This window comes from Nonomuraea sp. H19, assembly GCF_052068215.1.
Classification (GTDB): Bacteria; Actinomycetota; Actinomycetes; order Streptosporangiales; family Streptosporangiaceae; genus Nonomuraea.
Window position 1 is genome coordinate 76,783 of sequence record NZ_JBQHCV010000026.1, and the last position, 21,470, is coordinate 98,252.

Below are 21,470 nucleotides of genomic sequence, written 5' to 3' on the forward strand. Positions count from 1 at the left end.
CGGTTTGCCCATTCAATTCCCTTGACCGGCGAGGATCTGATTCGTGAAGGAGACACCACGTGCGAAGCTCGCCGGTACATAGGACTTTCATCGTCCTGCCATCGGCCACGGACTGGAGAGCTTTGAAGGCTGGATGACCGTCGGCCCGACGCGACGCGATCCAGCCCGCCGGCTCATGCACCGTGCCTTCCGGCCAGACCCGCCTCGTATCCGGGGCTGTTTGGCTACAAACGAGTCTCCTGGTCCTGGCGCATTGCTGCGCCGCCCTTACCGGGCGAGTAGTGGAGGACCGGGCCCTTATGGACGGGCGCGGTCCCGGTGGGTCTGCCACAGCCGGTGCATGTCGTCGACCAGCTCGGCGACCGCCATGTCCCGGGTGCGGCGGCCGGTGCCGCGGCTGACCGTCGTGCCAGAGTGGCGCCGGGCTGGCCAGCCCGCCCGGGCCGGGCCCACGATGCCGCCCACCATCCCGCCGATCGCCTGGCTGTCGCGAGCTTGAGGCTGATGATCCGGCCCGCGTCGTAGACGCCGAGCATCCGCCGCACTCGTTCCAGCCCCAGGCGGGCGTCGACGGCGACCTCGGCGAACATCGCGGCGCAGCCGTACATCGAGAACCGGGACTTCTCCCCCGGGTTGTAGGATCCGCGCGCTAGGAGGTGGGTGCCGTTGTTGCGGGCAAGGAGCTGCTGGTAAGTCGGTGTCGTCCATGTCGTTTCCGTGCGCCCGCCCGCACTCTGGTGTCGGCTGGCAGCTCAGGTGGTGACACGGGCACTCGGAGACGCGCGGTCGTCGCTCTGGTAGAGGGCTATGAGGAGCGGCCGGGTCATAGTGGCCATCTCGTCCGGGGGCCGCGGGCAGCCGCGCTGGAGCCAGTCGATGGCGACGCCGAGGAGCGCGCCCGCGGTGAAGGCGGACGGCACGTCGTGCGGGATGTCCGTGGTGTGGTCGAGGCCGTCGCCGCCAACGGCCTGCTGGGCGCTGATGTATGTGGCCACGGTGGCGCACCGGCGTACGTGGTCGATGAGGCGGGCGCTGCCCTGAGGGCCCAGCAGGCTGCGGTAGAGGTCGGCGTGCTCGGCGAAGTGAGTGAAGAAGATCAGCAGATTATCGGGCGGCGCTTCGGACGAGCCGTCGGCCGCGACGTGGCGGGGTATGGCGTCGATGAGTTCGTCGATCATCGCGGTGCAGGCGGCCTCGGCCAGCTCGTGAACGTCACGGTAGTGGTCATAGAAGGTGGAGCGGCCCACGTTGGCTTGCTCGGCGACGTCGGCGACGCTGATCTGCGACAGGCTCCGTTGCCGGGCGAGCTCGATCAGCGTGCGCCGCAGGGCCGCCTGGGTGCGTCGCATCCGGCGGTCGCCCTGTTCTGCTCCGCGGTCTCTGATGGTTGCCACGGCCGCCAGTGTACTGTTCCAGACAGTAGTCTGTTAACGTACGGCTGTAGCTTATCTGTGCAGTCGGACACCACACCGAACGGGGAGAGCTTTGACGATTGACCCCGCTGTAACGCTCGAGACCGCCCGCAGCTGCCCGTTCGCCCCGCCGGAGCAACACCTGCGGCTCCTCCGCGAACAGCCGGTCGCCAAGATCACATTGCCGACGGGAAGCGACGCCTGGGTGGCTGCCCGCTATGAGGACATCCGGACGGTCCTGAGCGATCCGCGTTTCAGCGCCGACCGCCGCCACCCCAGCGTGCCGCGGCTGACCGAGGACAGCGCGGGCGGGATGGCCGAGTCGCCGCTGCCCAAGATGATGCTGGAGATGGACCCGCCCGAGCACGGCCCGGCCCGTCGAGCGGTGGTCGGTGAGTTCACCGTCCGGCGCATCGCGGCGCTGCGGCCGCGCATCCAGCAGATCGTGGACGAGCACCTCGACGCCATGCTCGACGGTCCCCGCCCGGCAGACCTGGTGCGTGCGCTGGCCCTGCCGGTGCCCTCCCTGGTGATCTGCGAGCTGCTCGGGGTGCCGTACGACGAGCACGACTTCTTCCAGACGCACTCGGCGCAGTTGCTCAACCGCCGCGCCACCGAGCAGGAGCGCCAGCACGCGGCCCTGGAACTGGCCATCTACCTGGATAAGCTGATCAAGGCCAAGGAGCAGGAGCCCACCGACGACCTGCTCGGCCGCCAGATCGCCAAGCAGCGCGACAACGGCGAGGTGGACCATTCCGCACTGCTCGGCCTCGCGTTCCTGCTGCTGATCGCCGGGCACGAGACCACCGCGAACATGATCTCGCTGGGCACGTACATGCTGCTGCAACACCCCGAGGCGCTGGCCGCACTGCGCGAAGACCCGGACAAGGCGGCGAACGCCGTCGAGGAATTGCTGCGTTACTTCACCATCGCCGAGTTCGCCATGGCCCGGGTGACCCTGGAGGACGTGGAACTTGGCGGGACGGTGATCCCCGCAGGATCCGGCGTGCTCATGCTGGCCAACGCCGGCAATCGCGACCCGGAGGTGTTCGAGGACGGCCAGCGGTTCGACATCGATCGCGGCGCCCGCAATCACCTGGCCTTCGGCTACGGCGCCCACCAGTGTCTGGGGCAGAACCTCGCCCGGGTGGAGCTGGAGATCGTCTTCAACACCCTGTTCCGGCGCATCCCGGACCTGCGACTGGCCGTCCCCGCCGACCAGCTCACGTTCAAGGACGAGGCCACCGTGTACGGCATGCAGGAGCTGCCCGTCACCTGGTGACCGGCTCCACTCGCCCCCCGTACGGCCAGGCGCGCCGAACGCTCGCTCGCCGTCGTCCTGGAGGGGCGGACCGTCATCGCGATCGCCCACCGCCTGCACACGGCCCGCGACGCCGACCGAGTGGTGGTCATGGACAACGGCCGGGTGGTGGAGGTCGGAGCCCACGACTGCCCGGCCCGTGCGCCCAAACCCGGCAAGCCCGGCCCTGGACGGCCGCTCGGCTCCCGAAACTGAAGTCGTGCTCCGCGCTATGACCTGGGGAAAGTCCACACACGACCGAAGTCCCTGACCGCCAAACACGATCCCGAACCTTAAACAACAAGGCGAGCGTGCGTACGATTCTCAACGCCGACGTTCCGACCAGCGCGGTCCTCATCCGCTCCGCCCAGACGTCCTCCCCAGAGTCGCCGGGCTCAGCGTGCACGGGGCCGGGGAGGTCATCCCGTGAAGCTAGTGCACTTGTCGTAGCCCCCGCCGATAACGGCTCTCTTGATACATGACTTGTAGGTCTTTCCTGAGATCAGGCGGTATGCCTTGGTGTAGCTCGTGCCGTTGATGTCAACGCCCGTGGAGGTACCTCCAACGACGAAGGAGAGCACGTAGCTCTTGTTTGCGGTGCTGGTCGGGTTGGTGATCCGCGCCCACACCCACCATTGTCGTTCCACTTGCCCTTACGCAGTTGCAGGGTTCCAAAGTCGGTGCTGATCTGGATGCGCGTGGACACCTCGGTGGAGGAGGTCGGGGGATTAGAGTTCCAGTTGGGCGGCGGTGGCTGGAGCCGAGCCGAGAACGGACAGGGCCAGGCCGGCCGCTGCGACGACGGTCGTCTTCTGTAGAAATCTCACTACCGTTTCGCTCCCAAGTCGGGGTTCGTTGATCGGAACGTCACGGTAGTGACCGTGGGTATGTTTGAGGCATGCGCTGATCTCTCAGCCGAGATCGACCACGTGCGCGAACCCCCGATCAAGAACAGCTCAGGTCACGAAGACGTCCGGGAGCGGCTGTTCGTCGTGCAGGGAGGCCAGGCGCTGGTCGGCATCCTCCTGGGTGATGAGGCCGAGTTCGCGCATGAGCAGCAGGGACTGGCGCGTGTACCCCATGCTGACCTCAAGGTCGCCGAGGTGGCGGGCGGCGCGGCCCATCCCCCACAGCGCGAGGATCTCGCCCTGCCTCAGCCCCGTGATCTTCGACAGGTCATGGCCGCGGCGGTACGCCTCCCTGGCCCGGTCGTACTGCTTCAGCTCCAGGTGGGCATCGGCCATGTTCATGAGCGCGATGGCTTCGCCGTAGGGTGAACCGATCTCGGCCCAGCGGGCCACGCTCTCCTCCAGCGCGGCGACCGATTCCTCGAAGCGCTGGAGGTCGAAGTAGATCTGGCCGCGCATGGCCAGGTAGCGCGCCTCGTGCGTGGGCAGATCCCGCGCCTTGGCGAGGGCAAGGCCCTCCTCCACGCTTGCCAACGCTTGGTCGTGGCGGCCGAGCCGCCGGTAGAGGCTCACCAGGTTGCCGTGCAGGCCGAGGGTGGTCTCCGGCAATCCCGCTTGCCTGAGGTGGTCGCGGCCGTGTAGCAGGTGCTCCAATGCCTCCTCGAACTGTCGGAGTTCGCGGCACGCGGTGCCGAGCACGTTGCGCAGCCGCGCCAGCGTCAGGTGATCGACGCCGCGCGCCGCCACCTCGAGCGCCCTCGTGTGGATGGTGTTCAGTTCGCGGTGCCAGGCCATCGCGTCGAACGGCCGGTTGAGGCTCAGCGCCAGGGCGGCGCTGGTCCACGGGTCGCCGCCCTGGTTCGCCTGCCGTACGAGGGCGAGGATGTTGTCGCGCTCGGCCAGCATCCACGCGGCGGCCTGGCGGGGATCGTCCAGGGGCGCGCCGTCGCGCTCGGGCGGGTAGTCGGACAGGGTCTCGGCGGTCATCGGGTCGATCAGCGTCGAGGCGCGCTGCAGGGTGGCGATGTAGTGGTGCATAACTCGGCGCGTCGCGGCCGCGGTGACCTCTTCGGGGAGCCGACCCGCCTGTTCTCGGGCGTACAGGCGGGTCAGGTCGTGCGTCTGGTAGGCGTCATGGGTGACGTTGAGCAGGCGGGAGTCGATGAGGCGGTCCAGCGCGGCCTCCGTGCGGTCCTGCGGCCAGCCGGTGAGTTCGGCCGCCACGGGCAGGGTCAGCACGGGCAGGTCGAGCAGCCCTAGGAAGGGCAGCGTCGTGGCGGCGTCCTCACCGGACGGCTCGGCCTGCAACTGCCGGTGGCTCACCGCGATGCTGGCGCGCACTGCGAGGTCGGCGTAGTCCAGCGTGTCCAGCCTGCGCCGCTCGTCGGCCAGGCGTCCTGCCAGGTCCTCGATGCGCCAGTCCGGCCGCGCTGCCAGCCGGGCCCCGCTGATCCGTACGGCGAGCGGCAGCCCCCCGCACAGCCGGGCCAGCAGCGCGGCCGCCTCCGGCTCGGTCCTGATCCGGTCGGGACCCGCCACCCTGGCCAGGAGCGCGACCGCCTCCTCCTCGGTCAGACCGGCAAGGTGCAGGTGCTCTGCGTCAAGCGTGGTCAGAGGCTTCCTGCTGGTCACCAGGACCGAGCATCCCGGGCCCGAGGGCAGCAGCGGGCGTACCTGCCGCACGTCGGCGGCGTTGTCCAGAATGATCAGCAGGTCGCGTTCGGCGGTGAGGGTGCGGAACAGGCTCGAGGCCTCGTCGAGCGATTCCGGGACGCTGTTCTCGCCCAGCGCCCGCAGCATCCGGGCGAGCGCCGCGGCCGGAGTGACGGGGTCGAGTCCGGGCGTGGAGCCGTGGAGGTTGAGATAGAGCACGCCGTTGGCGAAGTGCTCGGCTACGGAGTGCGCGATGTGGATGACCAGCGCGGACTTGCCGATCCCCCCGGGGCCGTTGACCGCGGCCACCGCCGCCTTTCTGCCGCCGCTGGAGGTCAGCAGGTCACGAAGCCAGGCCAGCTCCCTTTGCCGGGCGGTGAAGGCGCTGGCGTCGGCGGGCAGCTGAGCGGGCGCCTGCCGTGCGGGCGTACTCGGGCGCTTCTGCGGATGCGCCTCCCGGTTGAGCACCGCGCGGTGGACACGGCGCAACTCGGCTCCTGGCTCCACACCCAGCTGGGTCACCAGCGACTGCCGTGCGTCGGCGTAGACCTCCAGAGCTTCGGCGGGACGGCCCATGAGCGTCAGCGCCAGCATCAGCTGAGCCCTCGGGTGCTCGCGCAGGGGGTGGACGGCGGTGTGGGCGGTCAGCTCAGAGACGGCTTCGGCGTGCTCTCCGAGCGCCATCAGGTCTTCGGCGTACTCCTCGACAGCGACCGCCCTGACCTCCTCCAGCCGCGTCGCTTCAACTCGCGCCCACGGCGCGGCCAGTCCGTCCAGCGGGGCACCGCGCCACAGCTCCAGCGCCTGCCTCTGCAGGGCCGCCGCCTGGGCCTGGTCGCCCTCGCGCCTGGCCGCCCGTGCGCGCCGTAGCAAGGTCGAGAAGCGGTTCGCGTCGACCCGGTCGGGCGGGAGGTCCAGCAGGTAGCCGGGGCTCCTCGTGATGATCAGCTCCCCCAGCGACTCGCGGAGCTTGGAGATGACGATGTGCAGCTGCTTGTCCGCCGTGGCGGTCCTGCCCTCCGTCCACACGTCCGCCAGGAGGCGGTCGGCGGCGACCACCTGGCCCACGCTCACCGCCAGCCTGGCGAGGAGCTCGACCCGGCGACGCCCTGCCAGGCGGATCGGCTCACCATCCACTGTGACCTGGAATGGACCGAGAAGACTGACTTCGAGAACCTGCAGTGGATTCACCATCATGATCGTAGCGAGGCGGAACAACATACGCGGGCCATAACGCATACCGCGGATATGCCGGTCGTTACTAGAGTCCCTGTCGTCCTTGGGTCCTCTGATCCGATCTTCTTATCGTGCTCACATAGAAAGGATGGTTCTGTGATGTGGAGTATTCGTGCGCAGTTGGTGCTGCGGCGGTCGTACCTCTTCTGACCGCCGGGTTGGTCGCGGCAGTCCAGCCAGCAGCGGCAGCTTCTGCCCGCGTTGAATCCAGCAGCGCCGCGAAGTGCGTCCTGTTCCCGGGTACTCCGAAAAGGGCTTACCCCGGGCACAGCGTGGTCGGCGCGGGCACCGTGTCGAGTGACTGCACCGGCCAAGTCACGCTCAAGCTTCAGCGCAAGCGGTGGTACGGCTGGGAGACCGTGGGCAATGACACCTGGAACCCCAAGTACACCAAGAGCGCGGCCGTCTACAAGGGCTGCGCCGGGACCAGCTACACCTGGCGGGTGTGGATGTATTCCGACAGCGCGGGCGGCGCCACAGCCGGAAGCGTGAAGATCAGCTGCTGAGTCGCCGCTCGATCAGTCGTGATGTGGGAGGTCGGAGAGGGCAGCTCCGACCCGATGCGCTACGGCGACGAAGATCGCTTTCCGCGGCATATCCAGCGAGGGCCCAGGGCGGGCGGGTATGGCGCTCACGGGAGCCGGGGGCCAGCCACCGCAGCATCGCCATCAGCTGCGGCAGGCTCGGGCTCGACCAGTCCACGCCATGGCCCTGGCAGTACGACAAGTACAGAGCTATCCGGCCCGCGTACGTCTTCTCGGTGCTGAACGCCCGGCCCGCCCCGCGCAGCCCCGCCAGATACGCGCACGCCTCGACATGCAGTTTCAGGTCCTCATCGACCACCACCCACGACACCGACTCATCGGCGGCCACCGCCCGCTCCGCCCGGTAGTAGCGAGGCAGCGCACCTGACATGACTGACATGCCTGAAGACCCCTGGATATCTGTAAGGCAAGTACGCGCCAACCTTACTTGCCCGGCATGACTGACTACTAAGAGTCACCCAAGATAACCGTCCGGGCCTGCTCGGAGGCCACCGGTACAGCTGACGCGCCCTGCCCGGCGAGGCCTTCGCCGGACGCCTCGGTGAGGGCCTGAACGCCGCTGTCGGCGACCGCCGACATGGCGTTAGCGTCATGGGGTTGGTCGTCGGCTTGGGAGGCCCAGGGTCGCGCGACGTCGGCACGCTCGCGCGCCAGGCTCTAGCTGCTCATCTATCACGGACGCAAGAAGGAGCCGAAGAGCTTCACCTGGAGCGACTACCGCGACCTGATCATCTCCACCCACCTGCAACTCGGCGCTCCGCTCGTATGGTGCTGGGACAATTTGAACATCCACCTGGCCACGGAGCTGACCGAATTCGCCGAGGCCAACGCCGACTGGCTGTGCACCTACCAGTTCCCCACCTACGCCCCCGAACTGAACCCCGCCGAGGGCATCTGGTCGCTGCTCCGACGGGCCATGGCCAACTTCGTCGTCGCCGACCTGCCCGGACTCGTCCGGATCATCAAACGCAAACTCAAGAAGATCCAATACCGGCCACACCTGCTCGACGGCTGTCTCACCCAGACCGGCCTGATCACCGAACGTCCCTTGATCACATGACCGACCCTACGAATTCAGCCTGTGTACGCAGGAACTACAGCGAGGAAAGATGCTGCCGCTAAGAATCGAGCGTAACGTTCGATCTGTAGCAGCCCTGGCATCGCCGATGTTGACCGCTACCACGCGATGTAAGCACAACTACGGTACTGTGCTAAATGGGTGCACACATTGGCAGCACAGCAACGCCGAGGAGTGCGCGCATACGAAGGGGCCTCGCCCTGTCTGCCGGCAAGCTTCCAGGAACGAGGCCCGTGATGCGGTCCTCCCTTCAGGGGGTCAGATCGTGTGGTTCGAGCGGTTGGGCAGGGTGCCTCCTGCTTAGCCGCCGAACCTGAACCACCACGCCACCACCAGGTTGATGCCCGTCAGCACCAGCTCCTGGGGGGCAGGCCATCTACGACCGTTCCACCACCGTCTGAACCTGTTGTCCTTCTCCATCGGCCAACGTCCTCCCGTCTGGGACTGGTCGACCAACCCCTGTGGCCGGTCGACACTGCAGTCAGTCGGCCGACCTTGCCAGGGGGAGAAGCTACCTATAACCGTAGGCGACGCGCGCGAATAGCGCGCTGGGATGGGCATCCCCGGCAGGCCATTCGCATTACCGAGCTGGCTAAATTACTTATCCAGCTCGTTAGCTAAACGTTTCCCCAGGCAGACGATTTTTGATCTACGGAATTTCGTGCATGTAACTCGATGGGCATATTCTTGTAGCCGCGGCCTTAAGTTCTCGTCCCCGCCGACGGCGAGCGCTTCCAGCTTCCTGGTGTACCGGATTAACCGCTCCCCTGCGCACGCTGCCGCCCTTGCCGTGGATGCGCACGTGCTCGTCGTCCAGCCACCGGATGTAGATCACGGCCAGGACCTGCCGCGGAGACGAATCAGCGACCGAGGTTACGATGGGGATCAAGGTTGCCCCGATCGCGCTCTGGCGGCGGCCGATGTGCCTGCTGGCCGTTGCGGAGCGGACCGCGTCCGGGGATCGAACGAACCCTCTGATCACGCTCGGCTGCGGCTTGACGCTGGCGTTCAGCATGTTCGACCCGGGCCGCCTGCTCGATGTCGCGCCGGTCTGGTGGCAAGTCGGCGCGTCGCGCCTCCTCTTCTCTGACGGCGGCTAGTTCCTGCTGAAGTCCTGTCTGAGCGGCACGAGGTCAACGCTTCGCCATGGCCCATGTCCGCCGTATTCCGGTGGCACCCCTCGAACGTCCGCGCACAGCATCACCGTGGAGATGACGCGATGAGCGAAGTGATCTCAAGGGCGTCAGCCCGAGTTCTGCTGATCGACCCTGCCGGTCGGATCCTGCTTTACCGGGGCAGGTTTCTGCAAGTTGAGGGTCCGCGCTACGCCTGGTTCACGCCGGGAGGAGGCGTGGATCTTGGCGAGAGCGTGCAGCAGGCCGCCGCCAGGGAACTGCGAGAGGAACTCGGGCATGTCGTGGCCCCAGCGACACTCGGCCCGGTGGTGGCGACGAGTGAGGGCCCGTGGTCCGAGGGCGGGCGGAGCTTCTTCTCCCGCGACTTCTACTTTCTGCTGCGTGTGAACGGGCTGGACGTGGATACCTCCGGCATGGATGAGGAGGAGCGGGAGGCGACCGACCGCTTCCACTGGTGGACCCAGGCCGAGCTGGCCGGGTCGCCCCCTGATGGTGAGGAGGTCGTGCCCAGGGATCTCGGCCCGCTGGTGGCGCGGCTCACGGTCGGGGATCTCCCGGCCTCGCCGGTCGTCCTGCCGTGGCACCTACTGGGGTGATCAGAAAGCTGGAACACAGACGGTGTCGCATGTGATGCCGGGAGAGCACCCTGAGCGAGGATGAGCTACTGCCTCCGTCGCTGCCAACGTGGGAGCGGAGCGACGTTGCCGGCACAGCCCAGTTCCTCGCGGGCCTGAGCGAGTTCCAAGTCCAGTTCGGCGACGGCGCGTCGCAGCGAGGACGTCGTGCGTCGTTCCCGCGACAGTTCAGCCTGGACCTCAACCGCAGGAGCTCTCGCGCGCACGGACCCGAGCGGAGGGCCTGGCGGACATCGTCCCCCCAGCCGCTGACCCGCCACACGATCACCTCTCCCGCCGACGAAGAGTTGATCCGATACTTTACGCCCACGGCGGCTGACGTCGCATTGGTCGACCCGGGTCGCGGGCGGGGCCCGGCCGACCGGCTGGGCATGACGGTCCAGCTGTGCACGCTGCCATGGCTCGGGTTCGTGCCCGATGATGTGGCCTCGGCGCCGCCGGCTGGAGGGTGAAGCCGAATCCGTCGGCCATCAAGGTCTCGGCGATGGCCGAGCATGACGGTCTCGATCCGGCGGCGAAACAGCACGTGTTGGCGCTGAGGATGGCCAAGGTGGTCGGCGCGCTGCTCATGGGGGTGGCGAACAACTCGTCCACCGGCCACCGATGAGCCGAACGAGGGTGGGCCTGAGCTGTGTGACTGGTGCGGCGCGGTCATCAGAAACGGGTCGCTCGTAATCAGGCCGCTCTACGCAGGTGCCTTGAACGTCCCGCCGCCTGGTGAACGCGGCCTCGCCCCGGCAGACCCCGGTCGCGTCGTAACCCCGCGACCGGGGTCGTCACCGAACGCCCCTCGCCGCCGTCGACGCCTTCCCTGAGGAGAACCGAGTACGGTTGACGGCGGCGGCCCCGGCGCTGGGACGGCTCACTGACTTGCTGTGAGCGCGGCGTTCCTGGCCTGGATGTCGTCGTGCGTCTCGGGCACCATCAGGCCCAGGTTGTCGCTGATCTGCATCTTGATATCGACCAGCTTGCGCTGCTGGTCCTCGTAGCGGCGGAAGGCTTCGCGGTGGTCTGCGCCCGCCAGCTCCGTGGCGCCGTCCCGGCCGGGCCCGGTGGTGCTCACCGCACCTGTGCGGCAACCGAATGAAGACGCAGGCCTACCGCCGTCGAAGCCCGGCGGGGACCTGATCCAGGCACACCGGCAAGGAGCAGCATGAGGCGAGTGAGTACTGGCCTCTCCTGGCCGGGGGAAGCTGGTCGCCGAGCGACCATGCCGTCGCGGTCACCGATCCCGACACGGGCGAGCTCGTCGGCCAGGTCGCCGTGGCGGGCCGGGCGGAAACGGAGGCGGCCCCGGCCGCGGCCGTGAAGGCGATGCGGGGCGCGCCTTCGCAGAGCTCGCCGCAGCGATCAGCGGCCTCTGGAAGACGGCCGCCGCATTGGCCAGGTCCTGCTCGACCGACGCCGCCAGCCCCGAAAAGGCGGCCTTGACCTGCGGCGCGGTCGCGGCGGCGCGGATACCGATCATCGCGATCCGGACCACCGCACGGAGGGCGCCATCGCCCGGAGTCACGTTCATCACCTGCGAGCCCGCCGTTTCCGGAACGGGCTTGAGAACGGTGCGGGAAGATGGTTGTCCCGGCATCATGGCGCGGGCAGAAGCCGGCCGGCCCCAGCACCTGCCTGCTCAGCAGGTGTCCGGCACAGACCAGCCGCTCGCCGGAAGACGATGCGCGCGGGCGCGTACTCCCCCACACTGCTGGCAAAGGGGCGGCGTCAGGGGAGCGGAAGACGGCGATGGCCAAAGGCATGATCATTATCATGATGGTGGCGGCGCTGCTGGCCGCACGCTGCGACGCTCCGCCGGCGGCGCCGGGCCCGGCCGCCCCCACCAGCGGGTGCACGGCCGTGCACCGCCTGGAGCCGGGCCGCCACACTGTGACCCACGGCGGCCTGCAGCGCCGCTTCCTGCTGTCGGTGCCCGACGGCAGCGGGCCCCACCCGGTCGTGCTCGACCTGCACGGGCTCGGCTCCTCGGCCGCCCGGCAGAGCGCCTACAGCCGGCTGGCCGAGATCGGCGCGCGCCGCGGCTACATCGTCGCCACCCCTCAGGCCGCCGAGGGCCGCATGGGCTGGACGCTGCCCCACACCGGCGGACCCGACGACACCGGCTTCCTGGCCGCGCTGCTGGACCGGCTGGAGCAGGGACTGTGCGTCGATCCGCGCCGCGAGTTCGCCGCCGGCATGTCGTACGGCGCCGGTATGGCCGCGGCCCTGGTCTGCGCGCTGGACGGCCGGCTGGCCGGCATCGCCGCGGTCGCCGGGGTGAACATCGTGCGGCCGTGCGCGGAGGCGAAAGCGACCACGATCGTCGCCTTCCACGGCACCGCCGACCGGATCGTCCCCTACCGCGGCGGCCACCCGCTGCGCGATGCCACCGGCGAGCTGCGCGCGCTGGCCGACCTGGTGGTGCTGGCGCCCGTGCAGGACGTCATGGACACCTGGGCGCACCGGCTCGGCTGCTCCGGGCCTTCCACGAAGAACATCAGCGAGCAGGTACGGCTGCGAAACTGGAAATCCTGCCCCGGCCACGCCACACTGCGCCTGTACACGGTCGACGGCGGCGGGCACACCTGGCCCGGTCCCATCGAGGTGTCCTGGCTGGGGATCACCGCCCGCGACCTGGACGCCACCGCCCTCATCCTCGACACCTTCGACCGCGCCCCCTCCCGGTGACCCCCCTTTTACCCGCTGGAGAATCCATGGACGACGTACGCGTGACGATCGAAGCGGTCCCGCGCACCGGGCTGAGCGCGCAGCGGCTGCGCCAGGCGGTGGCCGAGCATCCCGAGGCGCTGTCGGCGCTGGAGGTCGCCGACCCGGCCAGGCTCACTGTCGCCTTCGCCCCCGGCCTCGGCCACGACCCCGGCGAGAACGCCCCGTTCCAGGCCACCGTGTTCGACCCGGCCGGCAACCGCGCCGTCGAGCTGCGCGGCACCCTGGACCGGCCCGAACGCGCCGAGCTGCGGCCCAGCGCCTGGCGGCCGCCGCCCAGCCGCGACGAGCTCGCCGCCGCCGCCGAGATCCTGCGCGCCGACCCCCGCTTCCCCGCAGGCGACGACGTCGTCGTCTACCGGCCCATGCCGCCGCTGGCCGACGCCGAGAACCCCGACGGCACCACCGTGCGCCGCCCTGCCCTCGGCATCTACACCCCCGGCGAGCCGACCGGGCTGCGCCACCGCATCGTGGCCGTCGACCTGGCGGGCCGCGCCGTGGACTGGACCCCGGCCGGCGTCAACGTGCGCATGCACCACGACTGCGAGCACAGCGTCCCCGAGCCGGTCGAGGCCCTGACCGACCGCGGCGGCCCCGACCAGGTCCGCGTGCGCGTCCACCGCGGCTCGCTGGAGTTATGGAACCTGCTGGTGGTACGGCCGCGCGCCTCCGCCCCGCAAAACCCCGGCCTCGGCGGCGGCGTCGAGCTGCGCGAGGTCCGCTACCGCGGCCGGCTCATGCTGCGCCAGGCCCACGTGCCCATCCTCAACGTCGAATACGAGGAGGGCACGACCTTCCGCGACGACGTCAGCTTCGAAACCCGCTTCTCGGCCACCGGCACCGACCCGGTCGGGTGGGGGTGGCGGCTGTGCACCAGCGCGCCCCGTACCATCCTGGAACGCCCCAGCACCGATGCCGGCAACTTCCAGGGCGTCGCCTTCCATCACGACGGCGAGCAGCTGCGCATCGTCAGCGAGCTGGCCGCCGGCTGGTACCGCTACGCCAGCGACTGGCGGCTCGGCGACGACGGCGACATCCTGCCGCGTTTCGGGTTCGCGGCCACCGCCAACCCCATGACGTGCCTGGTCCACCGCCACCACGCCTACTGGCGGCTCGACTTCGACATCGAAGGCGCCGGCAACGACGTCGTCGAGCAGATCGACGGCACCGGCTCCCTCATCCCCGACCCCGTGCCGATCATCCGCGAGACCTCCCGCAAGCGCCGTCACCCCGCCCGCTACTGGCAGGTGCGCGACAAGTCCTCCGGCCGCGGCTTGCAGATCCACCCCGGCGAGTTCGACGGCACCGCCGACGCCTACGGCGTCTCCGACCTGTGGTTCCTGCGTCACCACCCGCGCGAGCTCGACGACGGCAACCCGGGCCCCCGCGACCGCGCCGCCCTCAACCGCTTCCTCAACGGCCAGAGCATCAACGGCGCCAACGTCGTCGTCTGGTACGCCGGCCACTACTACCACGACCAGGCCCACCCCCAGCCGCACCAGGGCGAGCTGATCGGGCCGCGGCTGGCGCCGATCTAACGGCTAATGTTGTCGCTCATGAGTCAGGTGGGACACCCGACGGCCCGCGCCCTGATGCGCAGACTGGCCGTCGAACAGGCCGAATGCAGGGTGCCGTCGCTGACGGCCGCGATCGTCCGCGACGGGCGCACCGCATGGTTCGGCGGCCGCGGCCGCGTCGGCGACGCCCCGCCGACCGCCGCCACCCAATACCGGATCGGCTCGATCACGAAGAGCATGGTCGCCGTGGTCGTCATGCGGCTGCGCGACGAAGGCGCCCTCGACCTGACCGACCCCCTGGAGGCCCACCTGCCCGGCACCCCGTTCGGGCAGGCGAGCATCGCCCAGCTGCTGTCGCACACCGCCGGCCTGACCGCCGAACCGCCCACCGCCTGGTGGGAACGCACCCCCGGCATCCCCGGCGGCGACCTGCTGGCCCGCCTCGGGCCCGGCGAGCTCAAGCACCGGCCAGGGCGCCGCTTCCACTACTCCAACCTCGGCTTCGCCCTGCTCGGCCGGCTCATCGCCCGCCATCGCGGCACCGGCTGGCTGCAGGCGCTGCGCACCGAGGTCCTCGACCCGCTCGGCATGCACGACACCACCGCCCGCCCCCGCGCCCCGCACGCCACCGGCTACGCCGTGCACCCGTGGGCCGACGTGGTGCTGGCCGAGCCCGAACACGACGCCGACGCCATGGGCCCGGCCGGCCAGCTGTGGTCCACCCCGCACGACCTGGCCCGCTGGGCCGCCTTCCTGGGCGGCGACACCGGCGGCGTGCTGTGCGGCGACACCCTCGCCGAGATGCGCGAACCGGCCGGCGTCGCCGACGGCGACACCTGGACCGGCGGATACGGGCTCGGCCTGCAACTGGCCAGGACCGGCGGCCGCCGCCTGGCCGGGCACACCGGGTCGATGCCCGGGTTCCTGGCCACCGTGTGGGCCGAGCCGGGCGAGGGCGTCGGCGTGCTGTTCATGGCCAACACCACCGCCGGCCTCGGCGGCAGGCTGCTGACCGATCTGCTCGACATCCTCGACGAGCACGAGCCGCGCCTGCCCGACGAATGGCGGCCCGTCCCCGCCGACCCCCGCCTGCTCGCCCTGACGGGACTGTGGCACTGGGGACCCACCCCGTACGCGCTGCGGCTGCTGCCCGACGGCGGCCTGTCGCTGGAGCCGGTCAACGGCGGCGGGCGGGCCTCGCGGTTCGTGCCCCAGGACGACGGGACCTGGCTGGGGCTGGACGGCTACTACGCCGGGGAGACGCTGCGGGTGGCAGCCGATCACCTGGACGTCAACACGTTCATCTTCACCCGCGAGCCCTACGATCCGGCGGCGCCCGTACCGGGCGGGGTGACCGGCTGGCACGCCTGAAGGCGGCCCGCAGCTGCCGGCTGATGTGCGGGACTGCTTGACGATCCGTGACAGGTGCGGTGCCGGTCAGGGTGACAGCGCCACCGCCAGGTCGGCCGCCGGGCCCGGGGGCAGGGCGCCGTGCAGCAACTCGACCCGGTGCACCAGGCGGGGCGAGGCAAGCGGCACGCCCCGCGCGAGCGCCCCGCAACCGGACGGAGCGGGGGCGGCAGGCAGGACCGAGGCGGGCAGCAGGGTCAGGCCGTGGCCGGCCGCCACGAGGTTGACCACCGTGTGCACGTCGTCGCCCCGGTAGTCCAGCGCCGCCGCAAACCCCTCGCCCACCAGGTCGCGCAGCCGCGCCAGCGGGCACAGCGGCGTCTGCAGCCAGCGCGCGTCCACCAGGTCGGCCAGCCGCAACGCCGCCCGCCCGGCCAGCGGATGATCGGCCGGCAGCGCCACGCGCAGTTCCTCCTCGCTCACCCCCGCGGTCGTCATCGGCCCGGTGTCGGGCAGGCGCAGCGGATCGCTCGGCGCGGCGACGCCGTCGGCCAGGCCCAGGTCCGCCTCCCCTTCGGCGACCATCGTGGCGACCTGCTCGCGCCCGCACGTCAGCAGCGTCACCTCCAGCCGCGGCTGCTGCGCCCGTGCCCGCGCCAGCCGTGCGGCCAGGACCGCGTTGACCGCCAGCGGCGTGGCGGCCAGGCGCAGCCGGTGCCGAGGCTGGGCGGCGGCGCGCAGCACGTCGGCGCGGGCCGCACGCAGGCGCAGCAGCAGCGGCCCGGCGTGCTCCAGCAGCCGCCGCCCGGCCGGGGTCGGCTCGACCGGGCGGCGGCCGAGCAACGCCACTCCCAGGTCGGCCTCGAGCGCGGCGATCTGCTGGGAGATCGCCGACTGGGTGTAGCCGAGCTCGGCGGCGGCCGCGGAGAAGGAGCCGTGCCGGGCGACGGTCGTGAAGGTCGTCAGCAGATGAGGGTCCATCAGTGATGCTTATAGCAGATGCAGATTTCATCGTTGGCGCTTAACCGGCGGTGGCCGCCACGATAGGCGGCATGAGAATCGCCCTGGTGGGGGATCGCTCCCCCAGCGTCCGCTCGCATGTCCGCATCCCGCTGCTGATGGAGGCGCTGCGCGAGCGCGACGGCATCGCGCTCGACCCCTACTGGATTTCGACCACCGACGTGTCCGGACTGGAGGCCTTCGACGGCATCTGGATGCTGCCCGGCAGCCCGTACCGCGACGAGGCCGGCGCGGTCGAGGCCGCCCGCATCGCCCGCGAGCGGCAGATCCCGTTCCTCGGCACGTGCGGCGGGTTCCAGCACATGCTGCTGGAGTTCGCGCGGCACGTGTGCGGCCTGGACGTGGCGCACGCCGAGAACGAGCCGGGCGCGCGCGACTTCCTGCTCACCCCGCTGGCGTGCTCGCTGGCCGGGCACGAGGGCCTGGTACGGCTGGCGCCCGGTTCTCTCATCGAGCAGATCATGGGCGCGCCCGCCACCGTGGAGGCCTACGTCTGCTCCTACGGGCTCAACGAGGCCTACCAGCAGACCCTCGCCGAGCACGGGCTGGTGTTCTCCGGGCACGCCGACGACGGCGCGGTACGCGTGGCCGAGCTGCCCGGTCACCCGTTCTTCCTGGCCACGATGTTCCAGCCGGAGCTGGCCGGCGACGGCCGGCGGCCGCACCCGGCGATCTCGGCGTTCGCGGCCGCGGTCAGCCGCCGGCACGCGATGGCGTACGCGCGTTAGCCGGGGTTCGACCACGCCGAAGCCGCTCCCGTGCGCAGCGGCCGGAGATGCGAGACTTGCCGGAATGCGCAGCAAAGAGATCCACCGCGTGGCGGCCGCGCTGGGCGGGAAGGTGACGGCGGCACGCACCCTGGCCGGCGGTTTCTCCCACGAGACGTGCCTGCTGACGCTCGCCGGCGGCCAGGTCGTCGTCAGGTTCGGCGGGCCCGACCCCGCCATCGAGGCCGCCGTCATGGCCGCGGCCCGCCCGTACGTTCCCGTCCCGCAGGTGCTGCTCGTCATGCCCGCCGAGACGGCCGACGGCGGCGCCCGCCCGGCCATGGTCCTGGAGCATGTCGCCGGGACGCTGCTCAGCCAGGTGCTCGGCGAACCCGGCCACAGCGAGGCGGACATGGGTGCGCTCGGCGCGGAAGTGGGACGGGTCGTCGCGGGCGTCGGCGCGGTGGCGTTCGACCGGCCGGGCTTTTTCGCCGACGAACGCCTCGCCGTCGACCTGGATCGTCCCTGGTCGCAGCAGCTGCCCGAGTTCGCCGCGAACTGCATGGCGGCACCGGCCTGCCAGGTCCGCCTGGATGGGGCCACGCGGAGCGCGTGGGACGTCCTGTGTACGGCCCACGCGCCCGCGCTGAGCCGCATCGACGGGCACAGCCGCCTCGTTCATGCCGACATCAACCCCAAGAACATCCTGGTCACGCGCACGCGAACCGGCTGGCGCGTCGACGCGGTGCTCGATTGGGAGTTCGGCTTCTCCGGCTGCCCGTACGGCGACGCGGCCAACATGGTCCGCTTCGGCGCCGACTACCCCACCGGTTTCGTCACCGGTTTCCGCGCCGCCTTCGCCGCGCACCAGCCCGCCGATCTGCCGCCGGCCGCGGACTGGGCCTACCTGGGGCGGGTCATGGACATGTTCGCCCTCAGCGACCTGGTCACCAGGCCGGCCGGCAATCCCGTCGCCGACCAGGCGGCCGAGCAGATCCGGCGCTGGGTCGCCGAAGGAGTGCCGGACGCCGCGCGCCGATGAGGCGGCGGTTCACGTACTGACCAACTCGGCCAGTTTGCGCAGGGAACGGCGGGAGAGCGCGACAGCGGCCGGACGGACGATCGGCCACAGGGCCCGGCCCAGCGGCCCGAACGGCGGCTGCAGTTCCTCGGCCCAGATGACGCGGCTGCCGCCCGCGCACGGGCGTACCCGGATGGCGCCCCGGCCGCGCACCAACCGGCCGGTGTGCTGCACGCGCAGCAGCGTCGGCGGCTCCCAGTGGGTGATCGTCATGGTGTCCAGGAAACCGAGCGGCCACACCCCCGTGTAGGCCTCGATCACGTCCCGGCCCACCTGGCGGGCCGTGGTCATGAACATCCATTCCCGGTGCCGGGGCCAGTCGGTGATCAGCGCGAACACCTGCTCCGGCGGCGCAGGGACCTGGACGGCGGCGGCCGCGTACACGGGTCTGCTCAAGGTTCTCCTCAGTTGGTGGCTATGAGTGGGGCCCGGGGCTCCAGGTCTGACACCATCACAACATGGCGCCCATGGGGCGAACGATCCTGGGAAGGACGTTCCCATGGAACTCGGTGTGCACTACTGGAACTATTCGACACCCGCCGACACCGCCGCCATCGCGCCGACGCTGGCCGAGACGGCCCGCATCGCCGATCAGGCCGGCGTGGCCTCCTTCACGGTGATGGACCACTTCTTCCAGATGGACCGGGTGGCGACGGCGGAGGAGCCGATGCTGGAGGGCTACACCACGCTGGGGTACCTCGCCGCGCTGACCCAGCAGATGACCCTCGGCCTGCTCGTCACCGGCGTGATGTACCGCCACCCGGGCATCCTGGCCAAGACGGTGACCACGTTGGACGTGCTGTCCGGCGGCCGCGGCCGGCTCGGCATCGGCGCCTCGTGGTACGAGCGGGAGCAGGCCGGCCTCGGTGTGCCGGTGGTGCCGGTCGCCGAGCGGTTCGAGCGGCTGGAGGAGACCATCCAGATCTGCCTGCGGATGTGGAGCTCGGACAACGGCCGGTACGAGGGACGCCACTACCGGCTGACCGAGACATTGTGCGAACCGCAGCCGCTCACCCGGCCCCATCCGCCCATCATGATCGGCGGCGGTGGTGAGAAGAAGACCCTGCTGCTCGTGGCGCGCTACGCCGACGCCTGCAACCTGTTCGGCACCAGCGTGGAGGAGCTGACGCGCAAGCTCGACGTGCTGCGCCGGCACTGCGCGGACGAGGGCCGCGACTACGACGCCATCGACAAGACGGTGCTGCTGACCCGCCCGGTCCTCGCCGATGTCGACGGGGTCCTGGCGGACGTGGCGCAGTACGCCTCGCTCGGCGTGAGCGAGGTGCAGGTGATGCCCGACCGTCACCCGGTCGAGTTCGCCACGGAGATCGCCGAGAAGGTGCTCCCGCGGCTGGCCTCCATCGGCTGATCGGCTGATCGGCGTCGGCGAGGAAACGCCACGGCGAGGGAAACTAGGAAGGTGACCACCGAGAACGACCGCCCCGGCCCGCCCGTGACGAGCCCTTCCATCATCCTGCTGACGCTGGCGCGCGGGATCGAGGCCGAGCTCAACGACGCCCTCGCGCCGCTGGACCTCACCGTCAGCAGGCTGGGGCTGCTCGGTCACATCGCCGGCATGCCCGGGGTGTCGTTCAGCGACCTGGCCCGGATGTCGGGCATCACCGTCCAGAGCGTGCACACGGCGGTCAAGGCACTCGTCGCCGCCGGCCTCGTACGCGACCACACCGCCCGCGCCGGGTCCGCGTCGACGATCGAGATCACCGCGCAGGGCGCCCGGCTTCTCCAGGCGGCCCGGCAGGCGGTGGCCGAGGTCGACGAGCGTATGTTCGGCCCGGCCGCGGACCCGATCCAGCGGCGGATCGGCCAGAGCGCACGCGCGGCCTTCGCGGGCGACGGCACGCCCTGAGCCTTTCACGGCGCCGTACCGGCCTCGCACACCTCGACCTTCAGGGCGGCTGAAGCATGCGCTAGGCTTCAGGCGCACTGAAGGTTGGAGGAGGAGTCTGATGGAACACGTCCTGTTGTCCCTGCACGTGCTCGCCAGCATCGTGTTCGTCGGCGGCTCGGCCGTCGCGACGAGCTTGTTTCCCCGATACGCGCCGCTCGCCGCGGCCACGCCGTCACCGGACCCGGGCGAACGCAGCCCGGCCGTGGCCGCCGCGCTGCACCGCATCACCGGCGGCTACAGCCTTTTCGGCCTGGTCGTGCCCGTCGTCGGAATGGCGCTGGCAGGCATTCAAGGCCGGATGGGCGAGATCTGGATCATCATCTCCATGGTCCTCACCGCAGCCGCGGGCGCCCTGCTCGCCACGCAGATCTACCCGCGCCAGCGCGACGCGCTCCGCGACGGCGGCGACGACCGGCGGCTGCGCACGCTGTCCATGCTCGCCGGAATCTACAACCTGCTGTGGGCGATCGTCGTCGTCATGATGATCGTCCGGCCCGGCTCCGGCGGGCAGGCGTGATCAGCATGCCCCTCCTGCGCATGACCCCATGCGCGCTTCCGCGCCTGCACGACATGATCGTCGGTCAGGCGCTCCGCAAACCGCACAAGGCGCCGCCCTTCAGCCTGCCCGGCGAAAGGACGCGGTATTGCCGTGCCGCGCAATTCAGGTATCGCCATTGCAGCCCTCGACCGGATGCCGAGGGCCAACCCTACGGTCCCGGCTCAGTTGAGCTCGCAGGCGATCTCGCTCTCGGCCCTGCAGACATCGCTGCCGCTGCCGCCGTTGGCTCGATCGCCGCTGTCAAGACCTCCGTCCAGGACGTCGTCGCCGCCGTTGCCGTTCAGCGTGTCCTGACCGGCATCACCGAAAACCTGGTCCCTGCCCGATCCGCCGCCATAGGTGTCGAAGCCGGCGCCGAGGGAGGCCGTCGCGGGCAGCGTGGTGGTGTTGCTGACTCTGTCGCTGCCGCCCTTGACGTTGATCAGGAGCCGGCTGACGCTGCCACTCGGACAGCGCACCGTGTTCCCGAACGTCGTACAGGGCGAGCTGGGGATCAGCGCGTCATTGGCGTTGGCCACGGTGACGAAGCCCCCGCTGACGCTGATCGTGATGTTGTCGGCCGCGTCGGTCGAGTTGATCGCGAGTGTCCCGCCGGTCAGTGACACGTTGGTGAACGCGTGCGCCGGGTTCGCCAGGAACAGCAGCGGAGCGGCGACCAGACCGCCGACGGCGAGGGTCTTGAGCATTGTGCGCATTACTTCTCCTCAGT

Annotated in this window: 24 protein-coding genes and 2 pseudogenes; 17 read left to right on the forward strand and 9 right to left on the reverse strand. The window is 70.2% G+C overall.

Annotated elements, in window-relative coordinates; genetic code table 11:
• Positions 1-297 precede the first annotated feature (297 nt).
• The 3 genes and pseudogenes from ACTMTI_RS42890 to ACTMTI_RS42900 form a co-directional block, all read right to left on the reverse strand.
• The gene (locus tag ACTMTI_RS42890; RefSeq protein WP_441126551.1) at positions 298-468 is read right to left on the reverse strand and encodes a hypothetical protein; all 171 of its coding nucleotides are present in this window, start codon (positions 466-468) and stop codon (positions 298-300) included.
• 32 nt (positions 469-500) lie between these two features.
• A pseudogene (locus tag ACTMTI_RS42895) lies at positions 501-695 on the reverse strand (molybdopterin cofactor-binding domain-containing protein); the annotation flags it as partial.
• A 57-nt stretch (positions 696-752) separates the two neighbouring features.
• Positions 753-1,394, reverse strand: coding sequence for a TetR/AcrR family transcriptional regulator (locus ACTMTI_RS42900; protein ID WP_441126552.1), 642 nt, complete (start codon positions 1,392-1,394; stop codon positions 753-755).
• 91 nt (positions 1,395-1,485) lie between these two features.
• Here ACTMTI_RS42900 and ACTMTI_RS42905 point away from each other — a divergent pair, with 91 nt between their 5' ends.
• Both ACTMTI_RS42905 and ACTMTI_RS42910 read left to right on the forward strand, forming a co-directional pair.
• The gene (locus ACTMTI_RS42905) at positions 1,486-2,694 is read left to right on the forward strand and encodes a cytochrome P450 (protein WP_441126553.1); all 1,209 of its coding nucleotides are present in this window, start codon (positions 1,486-1,488) and stop codon (positions 2,692-2,694) included.
• A 9-nt stretch (positions 2,695-2,703) separates the two neighbouring features.
• Positions 2,704-2,928 (forward strand): annotated as a pseudogene (locus ACTMTI_RS42910) (hypothetical protein); the annotation flags it as partial.
• A 740-nt stretch (positions 2,929-3,668) separates the two neighbouring features.
• On the opposite strand, the gene ACTMTI_RS42915 reads toward ACTMTI_RS42910, so the two are convergent.
• Entirely contained in the window at positions 3,669-6,410 is a 2,742-nt protein-coding gene (locus tag ACTMTI_RS42915) for a BTAD domain-containing putative transcriptional regulator (RefSeq protein WP_441126554.1), read from the reverse strand.
• Positions 6,411-6,799: 389 nt separating this feature from the next.
• Between ACTMTI_RS42915 and ACTMTI_RS42920 the strand changes: the two genes are divergently transcribed.
• Positions 6,800-7,015, forward strand: coding sequence for a hypothetical protein (locus ACTMTI_RS42920; protein WP_441126555.1), 216 nt, complete (start codon positions 6,800-6,802; stop codon positions 7,013-7,015).
• Here ACTMTI_RS42920 and ACTMTI_RS42925 read toward each other — a convergent pair.
• Positions 7,005-7,433 (reverse strand): hypothetical protein, encoded by a 429-nt coding sequence (locus tag ACTMTI_RS42925; protein ID WP_441126556.1) that lies wholly within the window; start codon positions 7,431-7,433, stop codon positions 7,005-7,007. The genes ACTMTI_RS42920 and ACTMTI_RS42925 overlap by 11 nt on opposite strands.
• Positions 7,434-7,796: 363 nt before the next feature.
• Here ACTMTI_RS42925 and ACTMTI_RS42930 point away from each other — a divergent pair, with 363 nt between their 5' ends.
• The 5 genes from ACTMTI_RS42930 to ACTMTI_RS42950 all read left to right on the forward strand — a co-directional run bounded on the left by ACTMTI_RS42930 (position 7,797) and on the right by ACTMTI_RS42950 (position 10,510).
• Positions 7,797-8,114 carry a transposase gene (locus tag ACTMTI_RS42930; protein WP_441126658.1) on the forward strand — a complete coding sequence of 106 codons (318 nt, stop codon included), beginning with the start codon at positions 7,797-7,799 and terminating at the stop codon, positions 8,112-8,114.
• A gap of 896 nt (positions 8,115-9,010) precedes the next feature.
• Positions 9,011-9,232 (forward strand): hypothetical protein, encoded by a 222-nt coding sequence (locus ACTMTI_RS42935; RefSeq protein WP_441126557.1) that lies wholly within the window; start codon positions 9,011-9,013, stop codon positions 9,230-9,232.
• Between the two features lie 119 nt (positions 9,233-9,351).
• Positions 9,352-9,864 carry an NUDIX hydrolase gene (locus ACTMTI_RS42940; RefSeq protein WP_441126558.1) on the forward strand — a complete coding sequence of 171 codons (513 nt, stop codon included), beginning with the start codon at positions 9,352-9,354 and terminating at the stop codon, positions 9,862-9,864.
• 326 nt (positions 9,865-10,190) lie between these two features.
• Positions 10,191-10,355, forward strand: a complete 165-nt coding sequence (locus ACTMTI_RS42945; protein WP_441126559.1) for a DUF4158 domain-containing protein — start codon at positions 10,191-10,193, stop codon at positions 10,353-10,355.
• Positions 10,356-10,387: 32 nt separating this feature from the next.
• Positions 10,388-10,510 carry a hypothetical protein gene (locus tag ACTMTI_RS42950; RefSeq protein WP_441126560.1) on the forward strand — a complete coding sequence of 41 codons (123 nt, stop codon included), beginning with the start codon at positions 10,388-10,390 and terminating at the stop codon, positions 10,508-10,510.
• A gap of 255 nt (positions 10,511-10,765) precedes the next feature.
• Here the strand turns inward: ACTMTI_RS42950 and ACTMTI_RS42955 are convergent, their stop codons facing one another.
• Positions 10,766-10,966, reverse strand: a complete 201-nt coding sequence (locus ACTMTI_RS42955; RefSeq protein WP_441126561.1) for a hypothetical protein — start codon at positions 10,964-10,966, stop codon at positions 10,766-10,768.
• A 5-nt stretch (positions 10,967-10,971) separates the two neighbouring features.
• On the opposite strand from ACTMTI_RS42955, the gene ACTMTI_RS42960 reads away from it, so the two are divergent.
• The 4 genes from ACTMTI_RS42960 (at position 10,972) to ACTMTI_RS42975 (ending at position 15,506) form a co-directional block, all read left to right on the forward strand.
• Positions 10,972-11,031: a hypothetical protein gene (locus tag ACTMTI_RS42960; protein ID WP_441126659.1), complete on the forward strand. Its 60-nt coding sequence runs from the start codon at positions 10,972-10,974 to the stop codon at positions 11,029-11,031.
• A gap of 621 nt (positions 11,032-11,652) precedes the next feature.
• The gene (locus ACTMTI_RS42965; protein ID WP_441126562.1) at positions 11,653-12,579 is read left to right on the forward strand and encodes an alpha/beta hydrolase family esterase; all 927 of its coding nucleotides are present in this window, start codon (positions 11,653-11,655) and stop codon (positions 12,577-12,579) included.
• Positions 12,580-12,605: 26 nt separating this feature from the next.
• Complete coding sequence (locus tag ACTMTI_RS42970; protein WP_441126563.1) at positions 12,606-14,156, forward strand: hypothetical protein; 1,551 nt, start codon at positions 12,606-12,608, stop codon at positions 14,154-14,156.
• Positions 14,157-14,174: 18 nt separating this feature from the next.
• Positions 14,175-15,506, forward strand: coding sequence for a serine hydrolase domain-containing protein (locus ACTMTI_RS42975; RefSeq protein ID WP_441126564.1), 1,332 nt, complete (start codon positions 14,175-14,177; stop codon positions 15,504-15,506).
• Positions 15,507-15,572: 66 nt separating this feature from the next.
• Here ACTMTI_RS42975 and ACTMTI_RS42980 read toward each other — a convergent pair whose 3' ends face one another.
• Positions 15,573-16,466, reverse strand: coding sequence for a LysR family transcriptional regulator (locus tag ACTMTI_RS42980; protein ID WP_441126565.1), 894 nt, complete (start codon positions 16,464-16,466; stop codon positions 15,573-15,575).
• 71 nt (positions 16,467-16,537) lie between these two features.
• On the opposite strand from ACTMTI_RS42980, the gene ACTMTI_RS42985 reads away from it, so the two are divergent.
• Both ACTMTI_RS42985 and ACTMTI_RS42990 read left to right on the forward strand, forming a co-directional pair.
• Entirely contained in the window at positions 16,538-17,233 is a 696-nt protein-coding gene (locus ACTMTI_RS42985) for a CTP synthase C-terminal region-related (seleno)protein (protein ID WP_441126566.1), read from the forward strand.
• A 64-nt stretch (positions 17,234-17,297) separates the two neighbouring features.
• Positions 17,298-18,254: a phosphotransferase family protein gene (locus ACTMTI_RS42990; protein WP_441126567.1), complete on the forward strand. Its 957-nt coding sequence runs from the start codon at positions 17,298-17,300 to the stop codon at positions 18,252-18,254.
• Positions 18,255-18,263: 9 nt separating this feature from the next.
• Here the strand turns inward: ACTMTI_RS42990 and ACTMTI_RS42995 are convergent, their stop codons facing one another.
• A complete protein-coding gene (locus ACTMTI_RS42995) occupies positions 18,264-18,689 on the reverse strand; it encodes an SRPBCC family protein (RefSeq protein ID WP_441126568.1) in 426 nt (141 codons plus the stop codon).
• 103 nt (positions 18,690-18,792) lie between these two features.
• On the opposite strand from ACTMTI_RS42995, the gene ACTMTI_RS43000 reads away from it, so the two are divergent.
• From ACTMTI_RS43000 to ACTMTI_RS43010, 3 genes are all read left to right on the forward strand, one after another.
• Positions 18,793-19,662: an LLM class F420-dependent oxidoreductase gene (locus ACTMTI_RS43000; RefSeq protein ID WP_441126569.1), complete on the forward strand. Its 870-nt coding sequence runs from the start codon at positions 18,793-18,795 to the stop codon at positions 19,660-19,662.
• A 51-nt stretch (positions 19,663-19,713) separates the two neighbouring features.
• Complete coding sequence (locus ACTMTI_RS43005) at positions 19,714-20,160, forward strand: MarR family winged helix-turn-helix transcriptional regulator (RefSeq protein WP_441126570.1); 447 nt, start codon at positions 19,714-19,716, stop codon at positions 20,158-20,160.
• Between the two features lie 100 nt (positions 20,161-20,260).
• Complete coding sequence (locus ACTMTI_RS43010; protein ID WP_441126571.1) at positions 20,261-20,719, forward strand: hypothetical protein; 459 nt, start codon at positions 20,261-20,263, stop codon at positions 20,717-20,719.
• 203 nt (positions 20,720-20,922) lie between these two features.
• Here the strand turns inward: ACTMTI_RS43010 and ACTMTI_RS43015 are convergent, their stop codons facing one another.
• Entirely contained in the window at positions 20,923-21,456 is a 534-nt protein-coding gene (locus ACTMTI_RS43015; RefSeq protein ID WP_441126572.1) for a hypothetical protein, read from the reverse strand.
• Positions 21,457-21,470 lie beyond the last annotated feature (14 nt).

Excerpts from the sequence above, each read along its gene's own strand:
- ACTMTI_RS42890 (WP_441126551.1), bottom strand. The coding sequence starts at position 468 with ATGGTGGGCGGCATCGTGGGCCCGGCCCGGGCGGGCTGGCCAGCCCGG.
- ACTMTI_RS42925 (WP_441126556.1), bottom strand. The coding sequence starts at position 7,433 with ATGTCAGTCATGTCAGGTGCGCTGCCTCGCTACTACCGGGCGGAGCGG.
- ACTMTI_RS42935 (WP_441126557.1), top strand. The coding sequence starts at position 9,011 with ATGGGGATCAAGGTTGCCCCGATCGCGCTCTGGCGGCGGCCGATGTGC.
- ACTMTI_RS42940 (WP_441126558.1), top strand. The coding sequence starts at position 9,352 with ATGAGCGAAGTGATCTCAAGGGCGTCAGCCCGAGTTCTGCTGATCGAC.
- ACTMTI_RS42950 (WP_441126560.1), top strand. The coding sequence starts at position 10,388 with ATGGCCGAGCATGACGGTCTCGATCCGGCGGCGAAACAGCACGTGTTG.
- ACTMTI_RS42965 (WP_441126562.1), top strand. The coding sequence starts at position 11,653 with ATGATCATTATCATGATGGTGGCGGCGCTGCTGGCCGCACGCTGCGAC.
- ACTMTI_RS42970 (WP_441126563.1), top strand. The coding sequence starts at position 12,606 with ATGGACGACGTACGCGTGACGATCGAAGCGGTCCCGCGCACCGGGCTG.
- ACTMTI_RS42975 (WP_441126564.1), top strand. The coding sequence starts at position 14,175 with ATGAGTCAGGTGGGACACCCGACGGCCCGCGCCCTGATGCGCAGACTG.
- ACTMTI_RS42980 (WP_441126565.1), bottom strand. The coding sequence starts at position 16,466 with ATGGACCCTCATCTGCTGACGACCTTCACGACCGTCGCCCGGCACGGC.
- ACTMTI_RS42985 (WP_441126566.1), top strand. The coding sequence starts at position 16,538 with ATGAGAATCGCCCTGGTGGGGGATCGCTCCCCCAGCGTCCGCTCGCAT.
- ACTMTI_RS42990 (WP_441126567.1), top strand. The coding sequence starts at position 17,298 with ATGCGCAGCAAAGAGATCCACCGCGTGGCGGCCGCGCTGGGCGGGAAG.
- ACTMTI_RS43000 (WP_441126569.1), top strand. The coding sequence starts at position 18,793 with ATGGAACTCGGTGTGCACTACTGGAACTATTCGACACCCGCCGACACC.
- ACTMTI_RS43010 (WP_441126571.1), top strand. The coding sequence starts at position 20,261 with ATGGAACACGTCCTGTTGTCCCTGCACGTGCTCGCCAGCATCGTGTTC.
- ACTMTI_RS43015 (WP_441126572.1), bottom strand. The coding sequence starts at position 21,456 with ATGCGCACAATGCTCAAGACCCTCGCCGTCGGCGGTCTGGTCGCCGCT.